The sequence below is a fragment of the Streptomyces olindensis genome (genome assembly GCF_040645895.1).
GTDB classification, from domain to species: Bacteria; Actinomycetota; Actinomycetes; order Streptomycetales; family Streptomycetaceae; genus Streptomyces; species Streptomyces olindensis.
In genome coordinates, this window is record NZ_JBEYZD010000016.1 from 130,670 (window position 1) to 149,683 (window position 19,014).

General features: G+C 70.9%; 12 protein-coding genes. 7 read left to right on the plus strand and 5 right to left on the minus strand.

Going from position 1 to position 19,014, the window contains the following annotated elements:
• Positions 1–28 precede the first annotated feature (28 nt).
• Both ABZ948_RS13160 and ABZ948_RS13165 read left to right on the plus strand, forming a co-directional pair.
• On the plus strand, positions 29–1,900 hold the full coding sequence (locus ABZ948_RS13160; protein ID WP_359758999.1) for an exo-alpha-sialidase: 1,872 nt from the start codon (positions 29–31) through the stop codon (positions 1,898–1,900).
• 11 nt (positions 1,901–1,911) lie between these two features.
• Positions 1,912–3,150 (plus strand): DUF5005 domain-containing protein, encoded by a 1,239-nt coding sequence (locus ABZ948_RS13165; RefSeq protein WP_359759000.1) that lies wholly within the window; start codon positions 1,912–1,914, stop codon positions 3,148–3,150.
• Here ABZ948_RS13165 and ABZ948_RS13170 read toward each other — a convergent pair.
• Positions 3,086–4,123 (minus strand): bile acid:sodium symporter family protein, encoded by a 1,038-nt coding sequence (locus ABZ948_RS13170; RefSeq protein WP_359759001.1) that lies wholly within the window; start codon positions 4,121–4,123, stop codon positions 3,086–3,088. The two genes, ABZ948_RS13165 and ABZ948_RS13170, sit on opposite strands and share 65 nt — an antisense overlap.
• 134 nt (positions 4,124–4,257) lie before the next feature.
• On the opposite strand from ABZ948_RS13170, the gene ABZ948_RS13175 reads away from it, so the two are divergent.
• The 3 genes from ABZ948_RS13175 to ABZ948_RS13185 all read left to right on the plus strand — a co-directional run bounded on the left by ABZ948_RS13175 (position 4,258) and on the right by ABZ948_RS13185 (position 8,213).
• Positions 4,258–5,136, plus strand: a complete 879-nt coding sequence (locus tag ABZ948_RS13175) for a LysR substrate-binding domain-containing protein (protein WP_031120185.1) — start codon at positions 4,258–4,260, stop codon at positions 5,134–5,136.
• Between the two features lie 300 nt (positions 5,137–5,436).
• Positions 5,437–7,263, plus strand: coding sequence for an AMP-dependent synthetase/ligase (locus ABZ948_RS13180; RefSeq protein ID WP_359759002.1), 1,827 nt, complete (start codon positions 5,437–5,439; stop codon positions 7,261–7,263).
• Positions 7,264–7,337: 74 nt separating this feature from the next.
• Complete coding sequence (locus tag ABZ948_RS13185) at positions 7,338–8,213, plus strand: aldo/keto reductase (protein ID WP_359759003.1); 876 nt, start codon at positions 7,338–7,340, stop codon at positions 8,211–8,213.
• Positions 8,214–8,285: 72 nt separating this feature from the next.
• Here the strand turns inward: ABZ948_RS13185 and ABZ948_RS13190 are convergent, their stop codons facing one another.
• From ABZ948_RS13190 to ABZ948_RS13200, 3 genes are all read right to left on the minus strand, one after another.
• Positions 8,286–8,987, minus strand: coding sequence for an SDR family oxidoreductase (locus ABZ948_RS13190; RefSeq protein ID WP_359759004.1), 702 nt, complete (start codon positions 8,985–8,987; stop codon positions 8,286–8,288).
• Positions 8,988–9,067: 80 nt separating this feature from the next.
• The gene (locus ABZ948_RS13195; RefSeq protein ID WP_359759005.1) at positions 9,068–10,033 is read right to left on the minus strand and encodes a class I SAM-dependent methyltransferase; all 966 of its coding nucleotides are present in this window, start codon (positions 10,031–10,033) and stop codon (positions 9,068–9,070) included.
• Positions 10,034–10,178: 145 nt separating this feature from the next.
• Positions 10,179–11,897: a glycoside hydrolase family 6 protein gene (locus ABZ948_RS13200; protein WP_359759006.1), complete on the minus strand. Its 1,719-nt coding sequence runs from the start codon at positions 11,895–11,897 to the stop codon at positions 10,179–10,181.
• 399 nt (positions 11,898–12,296) lie between these two features.
• On the opposite strand from ABZ948_RS13200, the gene ABZ948_RS13205 reads away from it, so the two are divergent.
• Positions 12,297–15,215, plus strand: a complete 2,919-nt coding sequence (locus ABZ948_RS13205; protein WP_359759007.1) for a glycoside hydrolase family 48 protein — start codon at positions 12,297–12,299, stop codon at positions 15,213–15,215.
• Between the two features lie 230 nt (positions 15,216–15,445).
• On the plus strand, positions 15,446–18,082 hold the full coding sequence (locus tag ABZ948_RS13210; RefSeq protein WP_359759008.1) for a cellulose binding domain-containing protein: 2,637 nt from the start codon (positions 15,446–15,448) through the stop codon (positions 18,080–18,082).
• Between the two features lie 47 nt (positions 18,083–18,129).
• On the opposite strand, the gene ABZ948_RS13215 is transcribed toward ABZ948_RS13210, so the two are convergent.
• The coding region (locus tag ABZ948_RS13215; protein ID WP_494487292.1) for a rhamnogalacturonan lyase family protein at positions 18,130–19,014 on the minus strand (885 nt) is incomplete at its 5' end.

Below are 19,014 nucleotides of genomic sequence, written 5' to 3' on the forward strand. Positions count from 1 at the left end.
GACAGACGCATGAAGGGCAGGTCGCACCATGCCGTCAAGTCTTCGCACCCGTCTGAGATCCACCCTCACGGCCGTCCTCGCCGCCGCGGCGCTCCTCGCGCCCACCGGCCCGGCCCATGCCCGGACGGCCGCGGCGTTACCGGAGTTCGAGCAGCAGGTCCTCTTCAAGGCCTCCCAGGACCCCGGTTACGCCTGCTTCCGCATCCCGGCGATCGTGCGGACCACCTCCGGCACGCTGCTCGCCTTCGCCGAGGGCCGCGTCCTCAACTGCGGCGACGCCGCCGACATCGACATCGTCCTCAAGCGTTCCACGGACGGCGGCCGCACCTGGGGCCCGCTCCAGGTCGTCAACGAGGGCGCCGGTGACACGCACGGCAACCCCGCGCCCCTCGTGGACCGCAGGACCGGCCGCATCCTGCTGGCCGAGACGTACAACACCGGCCGGACGGACGCCGGCAACTGCCGGATCCCCTGCGACCGCACCCCGCACCTGCAGTACAGCGACGACGACGGCCGCACCTGGTCCGCGCCGCGCGACCTGAGCGACCAGATCCTCCCCGACGACTGGAACTCCTGGTACGCGACGGGCCCCGTGCACGGCATCCAGCTGACCCGCGGCGAGCACGCCGGGCGGCTGGTCTTCGGCGTCAACACCGAGACCTGGGACGGCAGCCGGGTCTCCGCCAACCACGCGGCGCTCATCGTCAGCGACGACGGCGGCGACTCCTGGCGGGTCGGCGCCACGGACACCTGGCCCATAGCGCAGGACGGCACGTTCCGGCAGAAGCCGTCCGAGGTGACGCTCACCGAACGCGCCGACGGTGCCCTGCTCGTCAGCGGACGGGAGCAGGACGGCACCGACCTCGGTCACCGGGCCCAGACCTTCAGCCTGGACGGCGGCGACAGCTTCGCCACGCCCTTCCGCGCCCTCCCGGACCTCTACACCCCGCAGGTCCAGGGCGCCACGCTGCGCCTCGGTGACCGGATGCTGCTGTCCGCTCCGGCCGACCCCGACCGCCGCCGCACGATGATGGTCCACTCCTCCTACGACGGCGGGCGCACCTGGGAGAGCGTGGACCGGGGCACGGTCGTCACCACCGACTGGTCCGGCTACTCCGACATGGCGGCGGTCGACGGCAGGACAGTGGGCCTGCTGTACGAGGGCGGCGCGGTCGACGCCCGCGACGAGATCCGCTTCGCCCGCTTCACCGAGGACTGGCTGAAACCCCGCCGGGGCGCCGACCCGACCACCCGCGACGCCGCGGCGGGCGCCAAGCCCGCGGCCGTGCTCGGCGGTGCCGGGCGGACGGCCGGTGTGCGGGGCAGCGCGATGTCCTTCGACGGCACGGACGACGCGGTACGTCTGCCGTACCGGTCCCGGCTCCCGCTGGGCGAGGGGGACTTCACGGCGTCGCTGTTCTTCCGGTACACCGCCACGACCGGCGAGCAGCCGCTGCTGTGGATGGGCGGCATCGGCAGCACCCAGCCGCAGATCTGGCTGCGCGGGGAGCCGGCGAGCGACCGGGTCCGGGCGCTGATCACCACCCGGTCGGGCGCGACGACCGTCCGGAACGCCTCGGTGTCGACCGCCGGCGCCCACAACGACGGCCGCTGGCACCACCTCGCGCTGCGCCGCGGCGGCGGGACACTGACGCTGTTCCTCGACGGCAAGGCGCTCACCACCGCGGACGTGCCGGGCTCGGTCAGCCGCAACTCCCCGTTCGGCGTGCACATCGGCCAGCGCATGGACAGCAGGGCCCACTTCACCGGGGCGATCGACGACGTCCGGGTCTGGAACCGGGCCCTGTCCGACCGGGAGTTGGCCTCCGGCGCGTCGGGGGCGGCCGCCAAGGGCACGGTGCTGTGGCTGCCCATGGACCAGGTGAGCGGCAGCAACTAACGTCACGGAACGTGCCCGACGACGCATCCGCAGCACGAGCACGACAGCGCACGGGAACCGGGATCGGCCTGCTGCTGGTCCTGGTTCTCGCAGCCGCGCTGCTCATCGCCCTGCCGGACGACGACAGTCCGGACGGCGACGGCGCCTGCGCGGCCCGCACGGTCGGCTCCTGGCGGGCGGACGACGGCCTCACCGCCGAGTTCGCCCGCTACGGCGACGACGCGTCCCGCGACGACGACTGGACCGGCGGCGACGGCACCCACTCGCTCCGGCTGCCGGACGGCCGCGTGCTGTGGCTGTTCTCGGACACCTACCTGGGCCGGGTGCACCGCCCGCCCAACCCGCACGGCGAGTCCTACGCCTGGCGGGACACCACCGCTCCGCTGGTGCGCAACTCGGCCGTGCTGATGCACGACGGGCGGCTGCAATCCACGCTGCCCGCCCCGCTCTTCGCCGACCCGGCGCCCGACCAGTGGCGCTGGCCGGTCGCCGCCCGCGTCGAACCCCGCTCCCCCGGCTCCTCGGAGCAGGTCGTGCGGGTGCTGCTGTGGGTCCGCACGGCGGGCCCGTCCCCCTGGATCTACGGCGTGCCCACCGCCACCGAGGTCGCCACGCTGTCCCTGCCGGAGCTGCGCCTGGAGTCGATCGTCAAGGTGCTCGACCAGCAGCTGGTCCCCGACCCGTCCCGGCGCGTGCTGTTCGGCACCACACTGGTCGAGGAGGACGGCTGGACGTACGTCTACGGCGGCGACGACGGCCAGGCCGCCTCCCGCCCGGCCTCGCACGCCTACGTGGCGCGGGTGCCGGAGGGCGGGCTCGCGGATCCGGCGGCCTGGCGGTACTGGACCGGCTCGGCGTGGGTGCCCGGCGCCCGGCCCCGCCCGGTGCTCGGGGACGGGCAGCGCAAGGGGGTGGGCAGCGCGTTCTCGGTCGTGCGGGACGCCGGGACGTACGTGCTGTTCACGATGGCCACGGGCACGAAGGGCCTGACCACCGTGGCGTCCTACTGGGCCTGCTCACCGGAAGGGCCGTGGCACGGGCCGGCGAAGGAGTTCAGCCCGTCGCTGCCCGAGGGCCAGGTGGCCGCCTACAACCCGCAGACGCATCCCGTGCTGAGCGGCGACGGGCGTCTGGTGCTGAGCTACGACGTCAACTGGCTGGAGACGACGGGCGCCGCCGCCCAGCTCAGCCGGAACGTGTCCCTGTACCGACCGCGGTTCGTGACGGTGCGGCTGGCTCCCGCGGGGTGACGTCGGCCACCGGGTCCTGCGCCCGCCGCTTGGCGATCACCGCGCACACGATCAGCTGCATCTGGTGGAAGAGCATCAGCGGCAGCACGGCGAGGGCCGCCTGCGGGCCGAACAGCACGCTGGCCATGGGCAGTCCGGAGGCGAGGGACTTCTTCGAGCCCGCGAACTGCAGGGCGATCCGGTCCTCCCGGCCGAAGCGCAGCGCCTTGCCGCCGTACCAGGTCAGCAGGAGCATCACGGCGAGGATCACCGCCTCCACGGCGAACAGCCCGCCGAGCCGCGCGGGGCTGACCTGGTGCCAGATGCCCTGGACCATGCCCTCGCTGAACGCCGTGTAGACGACCAGGAGGATCGAGCCGCGGTCCACGAGGCCGAGGACCTTCTTGTGGCGGGTGACGAAGCCGCCGATCCAGCGGCGCAGCAGCTGTCCGGCGAGGAACGGCACGAGCAGTTGCAGCACGATCTCCAGCAGCGAGTCGGCGGAGAACCCGCCGCTGCTGCCGAGGAGGGAGGCCGCGAGCAGCGGGGTGGCGATGATGCCGACGAGGGAGGAGAAGGAGCCCGCGCAGATCGCCGCGGGCACGTTGCCGCGGGCCATCGAGGTGAAGGCGATCGACGACTGCACGGTCGACGGGACGAGCGTGAGGAAGAGCAGGCCCTGGTAGAGGGGGTGGGTCAGGATCACCGGAACGAGCCCGCGCGCCGCGAGACCGAGCAGCGGGAAGAGCACGAAGGTGCAGGCCAGGACCGTGACGTGGAGCCGCCAGTGGCGCAGGCCGTCCAGCGCCTCACGGGTGGAGAGCCGGGCCCCGTAGAGGAAGAACAGGAAGGCGATCGCGGCCGTGGAGGCGCCGGAGGAGACATCGGCGGCCGTCCCGCGCGCCGGGATCAGTGCGGCGAGCCCCACCGTCCCGAGGAGAAGCAGGATGTAGGGGTCGATCGGCAGCCGGCTCGGCCAGCGCAGGCGTTTCACGGTGCTCCACTTGCTTGGTGCTTCGTTCGGTCGCGGGGCCGGGACGGCCCCCTTCCATCCTGCTCCCCCGCCCGGCGATCGGGAATCCCGTATACCGCTCTCACTGCTATCACGTATCGCGATAGCCTTGAGGTATGTACGACCCCTCCCATCTGCGCACGTTCCTGTCGGTGGCGCAGACGTTGAGCTTCACGCAGGCCGCGCGGCGGCTCGGGCTGCGGCAGTCGACGGTCAGCCAGCACGTGCGACGGCTGGAGGACGCGACCGGGCGGACGCTGTTCAGCCGGGACACGCACTCGGTGGAGCTGACCGAGGACGGCGAGGCCATGCTCGGGTTCGCGCGGCGCATCCTGGAGGTGCACGAGCAGGCGGCGGCGTTCTTCACGGGCACCCGGCTGCGCGGCCGGCTGCGCTTCGGCGCCTCGGAGGACTTCGTGCTGACCCGGCTGCCGGAGATCCTGGAGGGCTTCCGGCACGAGCACCCGGAGGTCGACCTGGAGCTGACGGTCGAGCTGTCGGGCACGCTGCACGAGATGCTGGCGGCCGGGAAGCTGGACCTCGTGCTGGCCAAGCGGCGGCCCGAGGACCCCCGCGGCGAGCTGGTCCGGCACGACCGGCTGGTGTGGATCGGCGCCGAGCGTCTCCGCCTCGACCCCGACCGCCCGGTGCCGCTCATCGTCTACCCGCCGCCGGGCATCACCCGCGCGCTGGCCCTGGAGGCGCTGGAGCGGCAGGGCCGGGAGTGGCGCGTGGTGTGCACGAGCGGCAGCCTCAACGGACTGGTCGCGGCGGCCCGGGCGGGCCTCGGGGTGATGGCCCACTCCCGCGGCCTCATCCCGCCGGGCCTGGTCCGGGTCCCGGACCGGGCGGGCCTGCCGGAGCTGGGGCAGGTCGACTTCGTCGTGGTGCACGGCCGGCGCCGTCCCTCCGCCCAGGGCGCCGCGGACGCCCTGGCAGCGGCACTCCTGGCCGGCGGTGACCGGCTGCACCGCAGCGGCCGCAAGGGCCTGTGACAAACCGGAGTGACGGAATCCGCGGCTGCCACGCTGAGAGAGGTGACCCCGCTTCGGGGCGTGACGCGCGACTGCCGGAGTCGTACAGATTCGGTGGAGATTACGGCACCGAAACTTACTCAACCGTCAGGATTCTGTCCGACCCTTCCCCATGTGAGTGCATTTTCCCTCGCTGACCAGCGCGGACGAGAGCGTTGCGCACCGAGGGCCCCCCTCCCGCGCACTGGTTGCTTGGGGTAGCTTTCACGGCGCTGTGCGGAGCGTCACTCAACCGAAGCGCTGAGGAGCGGGGAGCGGGGTTTGCGCGAGTTTTCCAACCCTCCGTTGGCGTTGGCACCTCCGGTGGGCGGACTGGCCGACGTGGTCTTCCAGCATGCCCAGGAGGACCCGCTGCACATCGCGCTGGGCCGCAAGGACGACTCCGGCCAGTGGCGGGACGTCACCAGCGCCGAGTTCCGCGACGAGGTCCTCGCACTGGCCAAGGGCCTGCTGGCGAGCGGCATCCGGTTCGGCGACCGGGTCGCCATCATGTCCCGCACCCGCTACGAGTGGACCCTGTTCGACTACGCCCTGTGGACGATCGGCGCCCAGGTGGTGCCGGTCTACCCGACCTCCTCGGCCGAGCAGTGCTTCTGGATGCTGTACGACGCCGAGGTGACGGCCGCGGTCGTGGAGCACGAGGACCACGCGATGACGATCGCCACCGTCATCGACCGGCTGCCGCAGCTGCGCAGCCTGTGGCAGCTGGACTCCGGCGCCGTCCACGAGCTGTACGACGCGGGCGCGCACCTCGACGACGAGGTGGTGCACCGCCACCGGCAGGCCGTCACGCCCGACTCCGTCGCCACGATCATCTACACCTCGGGCACCACCGGCCGCCCCAAGGGCTGCGTCATCACGCACGGCAACCTCATGTTCGAGGCGGACACCGTCATCGAGCGCTGGGAGCCGGTGTTCCACTCCAAGCGGGGCGACGAGGCGGCCACCCTGCTGTTCCTGCCGCTCGCCCACGTCTTCGGGCGGATGGTGCAGGTCGCCGGGATCCGCGGCAAGGTGAAGTTCGGCCACCAGCCGCAGCTGAACGCGGCGGCCCTGCTGCCGGATCTGGCCGCGTTCAAGCCGACGTTCTTCCTGGCCGTGCCGTACATCTTCGAAAAGGTGTTCAACGCGGCCCGCCGCAAGGCCGAGAAGGAGGGCCGCTCCGGCCCCTTCGAGAAGGCCGTCGACATCGCCATCAGGTACGCGGACGCGCTGGAGGCCAAGGCCTGGGGCACCGGCCCCGGCCCGTCCGCCGGACTGCGCATGCAGCACCAGTTGTTCGACAAGCTCGTCTACTCCAAGATCCGCGCCGCGATGGGCGGCCGCATCAAGCACGCCATGTCCGGCGGCTCGGCGATGGACCGGCGGCTCGGGCTGTTCTTCGCCGGGGCGGGCGTGCACATCTACGAGGGCTACGGCCTGACCGAGTGCACCGCCGCCGCCACCGCCAACCCGCCCGGACGCACCCGTTTCGGCACGGTGGGACAGCCCATCCCGGGCATGACCGTGCACATCGCGGACGACGGCGAGATCTGGCTGCACGGCGAGAACGTCTTCCAGGGCTACCTCAACAACCCCAAGGCCACGGACGAGACCCTGCACGACGGCTGGCTGGCCACCGGCGACCTCGGCTCGCTCGACGAGGACGGCTACCTCACCATCACCGGCCGCAAGAAGGAGATCCTGGTCACATCCGGCGGCAAGAGCGTCTCGCCCGGTGTGCTGGAGGAACGCGTCCGGGACCACCCGCTGGTCAACCAGTGCATCGTCGTCGGCAACGACCGCCCGTACATCGCGGCCCTGGTGACGCTCGACCAGGAGGCCGTGGAGCACTGGCTGACGATGCGCAACAAGCCGCCGATGTCCCCGGCGCAGCTGGTGCGCGACGCGGATCTGGAGACGGAGGTGCGCCGGGCGGTGGTCGCCGCGAACACCCTCGTCTCGCAGGCCGAGTCGATCCGCACCTTCCGCATCCTGGCCCAGCCGTTCACGGAGGAGCACGGGTTGCTGACGCCGTCGCTGAAGCTGAAGCGGAAGGCGATCGAAAAGGCGTACGAGAACGAGGTCGAGGCGCTGTACCGGGCGTGACATCCGCCCCGCGGGGCAGGTGTCGCTTGTGAATTCTCCCGTCAGGAATGCATCACGGCTCGTGATCGTTGACGATGGGAGGACACCCTGACCACAAACCGAAGGATCGAGAGCTCGTGAGCAAGGTCCCCCCGATCATCCTGAACAACGGCGTCGAGATGCCCCAGCTGGGCTTCGGGGTCTGGCAGGTGCCGGACGACGAGGCGGAGTCGGCGGTCGCGACGGCGCTGGAGGCCGGGTACCGCAGCATCGACACCGCGGCGATCTACGGCAACGAGGAGGGCACCGGAAAGGCCATCGCCGCCTCCGGCCTCCCCCGCGAGGAGCTCTTCGTCACCACGAAGCTGTGGAACGCCGACCAGGGGTACGACTCCACGCTGCGCGCCTTCGACACGTCGCTGGAGAAGCTCGGCCTGGACTTCGTCGACCTGTACCTGATCCACTGGCCGATGCCCGACAAGGGCACCTACGTGGACACGTACAAGGCGTTCGAGAAGCTGCACGCCGACGGCCGGATCCGTGCCATCGGCGTCTCCAACTTCCTGCCCGAGCACCTGGAGAAGCTGATCGGCGAGACGTCGGTCATCCCGGCGGTGAACCAGATCGAGCTGCACCCCCACCTGCAGCAGCACGCCGCCCGTGAGTACCACGCTGAGCAGGGCATCGCCACGGAGGCCTGGTCGCCGCTCGGCCAGGGCAAGGGCCTGCTGGAGGTCCCGGCGATCGTGGCCATCGCCCGGAAGCACAACCGCACCCCGGCCCAGGTCGTGCTGCGCTGGCACATCCAGCTGGGCAACGTGGTGATCCCGAAGTCCGTGACGCCGGCGCGGATCAAGGAGAACATCGAGGTCTTCGACTTCAGCCTGGACACCGAGGACCTGGCGGCGATCAGCGCCCTCAACGAGGACCGCCGCCTCGGCCCGGACCCGGCGACCTTCAACGGCTCCTGAGCCGCACCGGCGGCGCCCCGGTTCCGATGCCCGCTGAGCGGCCGGGACCGGGGCGCTGTCGTGTCCGCCCGGTCAGACCGGCTGCCCCACCGGCCGTACGACCACGGTGTTCACGTCGACCCCGGCCGGCTGGCGCATCGCCCAGACGATCGAGTCGGCGATCTGGCCGGGCGTGAGGAGGTGGCCGGGCGGGAGACTGCCGTAGGAGTCCCAGAAGGGGGTCTCCGTCCGGCCGGGGGCGATCAGGGTGACGCCCACGCCCCACTCGGTGACCTGCCGCCGGGTGTTCTCGGCGAGTCCGGTCACCGCCCACTTCGTGGCTCCGTAGAGGTTGCCGGGCCCGTGCACGAACCCGGCGACGCTCCCGACGAGCACGATCCGGCCGCGCGTCTCCTTCAGGGCGTCGATCGACGCCCGGATCAGCAGGGCCGGGCCGAGGACGTTGGTCAGCACCATGTCGGTCCAGCCGGCCGGGTCGCCCTCCGCGACCGTGTCGTGGGTGGCGAAGCCGGCGTTGGCGACGACCGTGTCCAGTCGGCCGAAGGCCTTGAGGGTGGTGTCGACCGCCGACCGGACGTCGTCGTGGACGGCGGTGTCACCGGTGATCGTCAGCAGCTCGGCGGGCCGCCCCAGCTCCTCCGCGAAGGCGCGCAGCCGCTCCTCCCCCCGCCCGGTGACGGCGACCCGGTACCCGGCGTCCAGCAACTGCCGTGCGACGGCGGCGCCGATGCCGGTGCCGCCGCCGGTGATGAGCGCGACCCGAGACTCGGACATGGATTCCCCCTGTGATGCGGTCGGATGTGCGATGCCGGGGAGTCCATCAGTTGAAGCGCTCTCGAAGTCAAGGGCCCGCCTCAGACCGCCCGGACCGCCGTGTGCACGGTGTGCGCCTCCAGGACGAACACGTCCGGGCGGCGGTGCAGGCCCGCCTCGTCGTCGGGGTCGAGGAGGCGGTCGAGGGTCGCCAGGTCCTCGGCGTCGAGGCCGTCCGTGATCCTCTCCCGCAGGTGCGACAGGGACGCGATCACATAGGCGCGCGCCCGCTCGGAGGCGGGTGCGGGCAGGTCCAGGAGGAACGTGTGCGTCCTGGTGTGCTTCAGGCCCGCGGCGGCCAGCAGGGCCGGCCAGTCCTCCGTCACCGCGACATGGCCCGGCAGGTCGGTGCGCATCTGGGTGAACCACTCCGCCTCCACCGCGTCGATGCGCGCCTGGAGGCCGGGCCGGCCGATGCCGATGTCGCGCGGCAGGAACCGCGGGGGCAGACCGCCCTCCATGAGGGCCAGGGTGCCGCCGGGCGCGAGCCGTGCCGCGAAGGCGGCGAGCGCGGCCCGCTGGTCGCCGAGGTGGTGCAGGCTGCGGCTCGCCCAGAGCAGGTCGGCGGGGTAGTCCAATTCGTCGAGCACGTCGGGGAGTTCACCGGCGATCGTGCTGAAGCGGTCGGCCACGCCCTGCCGCTCGGCCCGCGCTCTGGCCCGTTCCAGCAGCGGCGCGGAGCCGTCCACCGCCACGATCCGCGCGCCCGGGAACGTCTCGGCGAACAGGCAGGACACGACGCCCGGCCCGCTGCCCGCGTCGACGATCAGCCCCGGCTCGGTGACCTCCTGCGCCAGCCAGCCCAGGGCGCGCTCGTACAGGGACGAGAACAGCTCCGCCGAGGACTCCAGCATCGGGCCCATCTCGGCCCAGTCGATGTCCGTGTGGTCGTGGTGGTGACCCTGCCCCTGCCTCTGACCGTGCCCGGGCCCGTGGCCGTGCCCGGGCCCGTGGCCGTGCCCGTGGGCCCCGTGGTCGTGCTTCTGCTCGTGGTGGTCGTGCGCCATGGTGGTCAGCCTCTCGCTCGGATGCCGTCAGCCTGCGCCGACGCACCGCGAGAAGGCCACCGCTGTTGCCGCTCCCGCAAAATCCGCGCACCGATCCGCCGGGGCCGAAGCCCCGGCGGACCCGTGGGGACGGGACGTCAGCCGGTCACGACAGCGGCGGGTAGGCGTTCTGCATCAGCTGCCGGAACTGGGCGGAGAACCAGTGCCCGGAGATCGGCGCGTCCGGCAGGGCACCCGACATGTTGTAGTTGTTGCGGGCGTTGCCCGTGTACGTCGGGTCGCACATCCGGTCGAAGCCCTTGCCCTCGTCGTTCGGGATCTGCTTGCTCGCCCCGTCGGACTCGCCCGGCGGCTTCATCCAGACGTAGGCGTCGATCCCGGTGGCCGGGTTGGCCCGCGGGCGCTCGCCGAGCCCGGCTCCGGACTGGTTGCACCAGTTGCCGACGTGGAGGCGCCGGTCGTAGCGGCCGCCGTCGACGTAGGTGTCGACGGAGGTCTGCGCGCCGGGGCCGGCGGGCCGGGCGGTGCCGCCCCAGCCGTTGCGGGAGGTGTCGATCAGCATGCCGATGCCGGACGGGAAGCCGACCGAGACCAGCTGGTTGCGGAAGGCCTGGGCGAAGGACTGCTCGTCGACGTAGCGGTTCCAGTCGACCCACTTCGACTCGCGGACGGACTTGCCGCCCACGTTGTCGCTGATGGAGAAGTTGTTCTCCTTCAGGGCGCTGTAGTTCGCCGTGTTGGTGATGAAGCCGTGGACGTCGTTGACGGTCGCGCCCTCGGCGGACGCCGCCTCCTTGAACAGGGACGCGGAGGGACCGAAGTTGTCGTCCCAGCCGATCCAGCCGTGGTGCCCGGCGTCGACGTAGTTGTAGACGTTCGGCACGTCACCGAGCTTGTTCAGGGCGTAGCCGACGCCCTTGACGTAGTTGCCGTTGGCCTTCATGACGTCGCACTGCGGGGTGGCCGTCGGGCGGCTGCCGGTGTTGGTGACGAGGTTCGGCAGCGAGTCGATCTCGACGGTGGTGACGATCCGCAGCGAGGCGTACTTCGGGTCCGCGAGGATCGCCTTGATCGGGTCGATGTACTCGGTCTTGTAGCGGCCGATCTCGTCGGCCTTCAGCTCGCCGTTGGAGGCGAGGGCGGAGCAGTCGCGGCCGGGCAGGTTGTAGATGACGAGCTGGACGACGAGCTCGCCGGAGCCCTTCTGGCGCAGCGCCTCGTCGAGGTGGGCGCGCAGGCCCATCTTGCCGCCGGCTCCGTTGATCGCCGCGATGCGGTCCAGCCACACGCCGGTCGGCTGGTTGGCGATGCGGCTGCCGCCGGGCTCGGCGGCGGCGTTCGCGGACCACTCCGGGTTCACGTAGACCTTGGCACCGCTGTAGGGGTTGTCGACCCGGTTGGCGGGGCCGCCGGGGCCGGGCGGATCCGTCGGGCCGGTGCTGCCGTCGTCGACGTTGCAGGTCACGCCGTCGAGGGTGAAGGTGGCCGGGATCGCGTTGCTGCCGCTGTGACTGCCCTGGAAGCCGAAGCTGACCGAAGCGCCGGTCGCGAGCTGGGCGTTGTAGCTCTCGTTGGCCGCGGTGACGGCGGTACCACTCTGGCTGATCTTGGCGTTCCAGCCGCTGGTGACCTTCTGGTCGCCCGCGTAGGACCACTTCAGCGACCAGGAGGACTTGGCGGCGCTGTTGTTGGTGAGGGTCACGGCGGCGGTGAAGCCGGTGCTCCACTGGTTCTGGATCTTGTAGTCGACGGTGCAGGGGACGGCGGCCGTGCCCGCACCGCCCGGGTCGGCGGCGAATGCGGTGCCGGTGACCCCGGCGACCAGGGCCATGGCGGCCAGTAACGCTGTTCTCGTACGGCTCATGAGTGCGGGTTTCCCTTTCGGTGGTGGGGGTCAGCCGTTCAGGGCGCGCTCCGACAAGGACATGAGGAACCCGGCACCGGCACTCGCGCAGCCGGGGACGACCGCGAAGGCGGCGGCTAAAAGTACTGAACGCGAGGGGTGTCGCATGAGCGACTCCTTGCAGGTCGGGCCCGTCGGTGCGGACGCGTCGACTGATGGAATCGCTCCCACTGGTGTCAAGGAAGGTAGCGCCAAGTGTCGGCAAAGAACAGGGGAGTCACTGACTTTCGCTCAACACACGGCGTCGAATCTTTTCGACTCTTCAAGGACCTTGACCGATACCAGACCCGTCCTCACTATGGGAGCGCTCCCACTGGTTCAAGCCTTGACTTCTCCGAGCCGCAAGGAGGAACCAGCACCATGCATCCCCCACCCCGGAGACGGAGAGCAGTGCGGCGCCTGTGGACCGCCGCGCTCGCAGCTCTCGCGCTTCCGTTGACGATGCTCTCCTCAGGGACCACTCCCGCGCAGGCGGCGGCACTCCAGTGCAGTGTCGACTACAAGACGAACGACTGGGGTTCCGGTTTCACGGTGGACCTGACCCTCACCAACCGCGGCACGGACGTCATCGACGGCTGGACGCTGACGTACGCCTACGCCGGCAACCAGAAGCTGGGCAACGGCTGGAACGGCACCTGGTCGCAGTCCGGCCAGAACATCACCGTGAAGAACGCCGCCCACAACGCCCGGGTCGCCGCGGGCGCCGCCGTCTCCACCGGCGCCCAGTTCTCCTACAGCGGCAGCAACGCCGCGCCGACGTCCTTCGCGGTCAACGGCACTCCCTGCACCGGGGCGCACCAGCCGCCGATCGCCGTGCTGACCAGCCCGGCCGCCGGCGCCGTCTACACCCAGGGCGAGGCGGTGCCGCTGGCGGCCACCGCGGCCGCCGCGGACAACGCCACGATCAGCAAGGTGGAGTTCTACGACGACACCCGGCTGCTGGGCACGGACACGAGCGCGCCCTACTCGCTCTCCGTCTCCAACCTGGCCGTGGGCGGTCACTCGTTGGTGGCGAAGGCGTACGACAGCATGGGCGCCTCGGCGGACTCCACCCCGGTCGGCATCACGGTCGCCGCCGGACCCACCGTCGTGGCCTCGCCGCTCCAACTGGGCGTGCAGTCGGGCAAGTCGGGCACGTACGAGGTGAAGCTGTCCAAGCAGCCCGCGTCCAACGTGACGGTGACCTCGGCCCGCGCGAGCGGCAACGCCAACCTGTCGGTCACGGCCGGCGCCTCGCTCACCTTCACCCCGCAGAACTGGAACACCGCGCAGAAGGTGACCGTCACCGCCGCCTCGACGGGCACCGGTTCGGCCGTCTTCGAGTCGACGGCCGCGGGTCACGCCAAGGCCGCGGTCACCGTGACGCAGCTGGCGGCGGCCAAGACGTACGACGCCCGCTTCCTGGAGCTCTACGGGAAGATCACCAACCCGGCGAACGGCTACTTCTCCCCCGAGGGCATCCCGTACCACTCGGTCGAGACGCTGATCGTCGAGGCGCCGGACCACGGCCACGAGACCACGTCGGAGGCGTACAGCTACCTCCTGTGGCTCCAGGCCATGTACGGCAAGGTGACGGGCGACTGGTCGAAGTTCAACGGCGCGTGGGATCTCATGGAGAAGTACATGATCCCCACCAAGGCCGACCAGCCGACCAACTCCTTCTACAACCCGTCCAAGCCGGCGACGTACGCGCCCGAGCTGGACACGCCGAACGAGTACCCGGCCAAGCTCGACACCGGTGTCTCGGTCGGCACGGACCCGATCGCGGCCGAGCTGAAGTCGGCGTACGGCACGGACGACGTGTACGGCATGCACTGGCTGCAGGACGTCGACAACGTGTACGGCTACGGCAACGCGCCCGGCAAGTGCGAGGCGGGCCCGTCGGACACCGGCCCGTCGTACATCAACACCTTCCAGCGCGGCGCGCAGGAGTCGGTGTGGGAGACGGTGCCGCAGCCGACCTGCGACGCCTTCAAGTACGGCGGCAAGAACGGCTACCTGGACCTGTTCACCGGTGACGCCTCCTACGCGAAGCAGTGGAAGTTCACCAACGCGCCGGACGCCGACGCGCGGGCGGTGCAGGCGGCCTACTGGGCGGACCTGTGGGCGAAGGAGCAGGGCAAGGGCGGGCAGGTCTCCGCGACGGTCGCCAAGGCGGCCAAGATGGGTGACTACCTGCGCTACTCGATGTTCGACAAGTACTTCAAGAAGGTCGGCAACTGCGTCGGTCCCTCGACCTGCCCGGCGGGCACCGGCAAGGACGCCTCGTTCTACCTGATGTCCTGGTACTACGCCTGGGGCGGCGCCACCGACACCAACGCCGGCTGGGCCTGGCGCATCGGCTCCAGCCACGCCCACGGCGGCTACCAGAACCCGCTGGCCGCGTACGCGCTGGCCAACTACCCGCCGCTGAAGCCGAAGTCGGCGACGGGCGCGGCGGACTGGGCCAAGTCGATGGACCGGCAGCTGGAGTTCTACCGCTGGCTGCAGTCGAACGAGGGCGCCATCGCCGGTGGTGCGACCAACAGCTGGGCGGGCCGGTACGCCACCCCGCCTTCGGGCAAGTCGACGTTCTACGGCATGTACTACGACGAGAAGCCCGTGTACCACGACCCGCCGTCCAACCAGTGGTTCGGCTTCCAGGCGTGGTCCATGGAGCGGGTCGCCGAGCTGTACCAGCAGACGGGCAACGCACAGGCCAAGGCCGTCCTGGACAAGTGGGTCGACTGGGCGCTGTCCAAGACCACCTTCAACCCCGACGGCACGTTCCGCATCCCGTCGACGCTGCAGTGGTCGGGCCAGCCCGACACCTGGAACGCGTCGAACCCCGGCTCCAACAGCGGGCTGCACGTCACCGTCGCCGACTACACCAACGACGTCGGTGTGGCGGCCGCGTACGCCAAGACGCTGACGTACTACGCGGACCGCTCCGGTGACACGGAGGCCGCGGCGGCGGCGAAGAAGCTGCTGGACGGGATGTGGGCGAACCACCAGACCGATCTCGGCATCGCCGTTCCGGAGAACCGGGCCGACTACAACCGGTTCGACGACCCGGTGTACATCCCGAATGGGTGGACGGGCACGATGCCGAACGGTGACGCGATCAACTCGTCGTCGACGTTCGACTCGATCCGCTCCTTCTACGAGGACGACCCCGCGTGGTCGAAGATCGAGAGTTATCTCGCGGGTGGGGCCGTCCCGTCGTTCACGTACCACCGGTTCTGGGCCCAGGCGGACATCGCACTGGCCATGGGCTCGTACGCGGAGCTTCTCGAATAGCCCCCGCCGGGCGCTCCGCGGGTTGGGCCGTGGTGATCTGCGGGCCGTATGTGGCTGGTCGCGCCCGCGCGGCGGAGCCGCATGACGATGCAGCCCCGCGCCCCGAAGCAGCGTCCGAAGCTCCGCGTACCCGGCCCTGCACCTGACGCGGGGCCATGGCCGGGCGGCTCCACCCGCACTGGGGCCGCCCGGCTCTCGCACGTTCCCCCTCCCACGGAAGGAACCCCACCGTGCGAAGAACCCGTGTCCTCACGGCCGTGCTGGCGCTCGCGGCCGGGCTGCTGTCGGGCGCGCCCAGTGCCCTGGCCGCCGACCCGCCGACGCCGAAACTCGCCGCCGACACCTACACCTGGAAGAACGCCCGGATCGACGGGGGCGGCTTCGTCCCCGGGATCGTCTTCAACCGGTCCGAGAAGAACCTGGCCTACGCCCGCACCGACATCGGCGGTGCCTACCGCTGGCAGGAGTCCTCGAAGACCTGGACGCCGCTGCTGGACTCGGTCGGCTGGGACGACTGGGGGCACACGGGGGTCGTCAGCATCGCCTCCGACTCCGTCGATCCGAACCGGGTCTACGCGGCGGTCGGGACCTACACCAACAGCTGGGACCCGAAGAACGGCGCGATCATGCGCTCCGCCAACCGCGGGGCGACCTGGCAGAAGACGAACCTGCCGTTCAAGCTGGGCGGCAACATGCCGGGGCGGGGCATGGGCGAGCGGCTGGCCGTCGACCCGAACCGCAACAGCGTGCTGTACCTGGGCGCGCCCAGCGGCAAGGGGCTGTGGCGCTCCACGGACTCGGGCGTCACCTGGTCGCAGGTGGCGAACTTCCCGAACGCCGGCAACTACGCGCAGGACCCGAGCGACACCTCCGGCTACGCCTCCGACAACCAAGGGATCGTCTGGGTCACCTTCGACGAGTCCACGGGCACGGCCGGGAACGCCACGAAGACGATCTACGTCGGGGTCGCCGACCAGGACAACGCGGTGTACCGGTCGACGGACGCGGGCGCGACCTGGCAGCGGCTGGCCGGGCAGCCGACCGGGCACCTCGCGCACAAGGGCGTGCTCGACGCGAAGAACGGCTATCTGTACCTCGCGTACAGCGACAAGGGCGGCCCCTACGACGGCGGCAAGGGCCGGTTGTGGCGGTACGCGACGGCGACGGGGACCTGGACGAACATCAGCCCCGTGGCGGAGGCCGACACGTTCTACGGCTTCAGCGGGCTGACCGTGGACCGGCAGAAGCCGGGCACGGTGATGGCGACCGCGTACAGCGCCTGGTGGCCGGACACGCAGATCTTCCGCTCCACGGACAGCGGCGCGACCTGGACCAAGGCCTGGGACTACACGTCGTACCCCAACCGCGAGAACCGCTACACGATGGACGTGTCGTCGTCGCCCTGGCTGACCTGGGGCGCGAACCCGCAACCGCCCGAGCAGACGCCGAAACTGGGCTGGATGACCGAGGCGCTGGAGATCGACCCGTTCAACTCCCACCGCATGATGTACGGGACGGGCGCGACGATCTACGGCACGGAGAACCTCGGGAACTGGGACAGCGGAGGCAAGTTCACCATCAAGCCGATGGTGCAGGGCCTGGAGGAGACGGCGGTCAACGACCTCGCCTCTCCCCCGTCGGGCGCCCCGCTGCTGAGCGCGCTGGGGGACGTCGGCGGCTTCCGCCACACGGACCTGACGAAGGTCCCGTCGATGATGTTCACACAGCCGAACTTCACGACGACCACGAGCCTGGACTTCGCCGAATCGAACCCGAACACGGTGGTCCGGGTCGGCAACCTCGACTCGGGTCCGCACATCGCGTTCTCCACGGACAACGGCGCCAACTGGTTCGCGGGCACCGATCCCTCCGGCGTCAGCGGCGGCGGCACGGTCGCTTCGGCGGCCGACGGCAGCCGCTTCGTGTGGAGCCCCGAGGGCGCCGGCGTGCACCACACGACGGGCTTCGGCACCTCATGGCGGGCGTCGGCGGGGATCCCCGCCGGGGCGGTCGTCGAGTCGGACCGCGTCGATCCGAAGACCTTCTACGGCTTCAAGTCCGGGAAGTTCTACATCAGCACGGACGGCGGGGCGACGTTCAAGGAGTCCCCGGCCACCGGCCTGCCGGGCGGCGACAGCGTCCGCTTCAAGGCCCTGCCCGGCGGGAAGGGCGACATCTGGCTCGCGGGCGGTGCCCCGGACGGCGCGTACGGCCTGTGGCACTCCACGGACGGCGGCACGAGCTTCACGAAGCTCTCGAACGTCGAACAGGCCGACACCGTCGGCTTCGGCAAGGCGGCGCCCGGCGCCTCCTACCAGACGCTCTACACCAGCGCCGAGATCGGCGGCGTGCGCGGCATCTTCCGCTCCACGGACAAGGGCGCGAGCTGGACCCGCGTCAACGACGACGCCCACCAGTGGGGCTGGACGGGCGCGGCCATCACCGGCGACCCACGGGTCTACGGCCGCGTCTACGTCTCGACGAACGGCCGAGGCGTCATCTACGGCGACAGCTCCGACGGCGGCACCACGGGCCCCGGGCCCGGCCCGGTCGGCACCTGCACGGTGACGTACAAGGTCACCAGCCAGTGGTCGGGCGGCTTCCAGGCGGACGTCCAGCTCACCAACACCGGTACCGCCCCCTGGAACGGCTGGTCCCTGAACTGGGCCTTCGCCGACGGCCAGAAGCTCACCCAGGCGTGGAACGCCGAGGCGACGCAGTCGGGTGCGACGGTGACGGCGAAGAACGTCGGCTGGAACGGCACGGTGGCGGCGGGTGCGTCGGTGGGCTTCGGCTTCACGGCGAACTCGTCGGGGACGAACACGAAACCGACCGCGTTCAAGCTGGGTGACCAGACCTGTAGCTGACGCGGGGTGGGTGCGCCGTCCTGGAGGGCGGCGCACCCACCGGTGTGTCACGGGGTGTAGATGGTCGGCCTGGGGGCCGTCGCCATGCCGTTGCCGAGGAAGAAGCTCGGGTGCGGGGGCTGGTTGTAGGCGGTGTTCTGCCAGGCCAGGGCCGTGCGGTACTGGGTGTCGTGGAGCAGCGTGGTGATCTTCGAGGTCGTCTCGTGCGGGGTGGAGTAGATACGCAGCGCCGTGTTGTTGCTGGTGCGCCAGATGACCTCTTCGCGCCAGTCGCCGAGGATGTCGCCGGAGAGGGCGGGGGTGGCTTTGGTGCCGTTGTTGGAGGAGACGCCGGAGCCGGTCAGCAGGCGGGTGTCGCCGGAGGTGCCGTACTTGTCGATGCGGGTGCCGTCGAGGAGTTCACGGACCGGGTCGCCGTCCCACCAGGACAGGAAGTTGACGCTGGAGGGCTCGCGGCCCAGGGAGGCGCCGGTCGCCGAGCGCAGGGTGGTGTCGGCGGCGGACCAGGCTTCGGCGCCGGGGCTTGCGGCGTGGATGTCGGCGGCGACACCGCGGCCGTTGTCGGAGCCGGAGGCGGTCTGCCAGAGGAGCTGGCCGGTGCGGGCGTCGGCCATCCAGGAGCCGGGCTTGCCGGCGTCCTCGGAGACCTTGAAGTACTCCAGGCCCGCGCGGGCGGGGTTGAGGTCGCCGACGTGGCCCGCGTCGCCATGGCCCAGCCTCGTCGTCCACAGCCCGGCGCCGTTGTCGTCGACGGTCATCGCGCCGTAGACGATCTCGTCCCTGCCGTCGGCGTCGACGTCCGCGACGGACAGGCTGTGGTTGCCCTGACCGTCGTAGCCCTTGCCGCTGTTGGTGGAGGAGGTGGTGTCGAAGGTCCAGCGGCGGGTGAAGGCACCGCCCCGCCAGTCCCAGGCGGCGATCACCGTACGGGT

Bases quoted from the DNA above. Each gene is read 5' to 3' on its own strand.
- ABZ948_RS13195 (WP_359759005.1), bottom strand. From the start codon at position 10,033: ATGGCGCACGACCACCACGAGCAGAAGCACGACCACGGGGCCCACGGG.
- ABZ948_RS13200 (WP_359759006.1), bottom strand. From the start codon at position 11,897: ATGAGCCGTACGAGAACAGCGTTACTGGCCGCCATGGCCCTGGTCGCC.
- ABZ948_RS13190 (WP_359759004.1), bottom strand. From the start codon at position 8,987: ATGTCCGAGTCTCGGGTCGCGCTCATCACCGGCGGCGGCACCGGCATC.
- ABZ948_RS13205 (WP_359759007.1), top strand. From the start codon at position 12,297: ATGCATCCCCCACCCCGGAGACGGAGAGCAGTGCGGCGCCTGTGGACC.
- ABZ948_RS13175 (WP_031120185.1), top strand. From the start codon at position 4,258: ATGTACGACCCCTCCCATCTGCGCACGTTCCTGTCGGTGGCGCAGACG.
- ABZ948_RS13160 (WP_359758999.1), top strand. From the start codon at position 29: ATGCCGTCAAGTCTTCGCACCCGTCTGAGATCCACCCTCACGGCCGTC.
- ABZ948_RS13185 (WP_359759003.1), top strand. From the start codon at position 7,338: ATGGGAGGACACCCTGACCACAAACCGAAGGATCGAGAGCTCGTGAGC.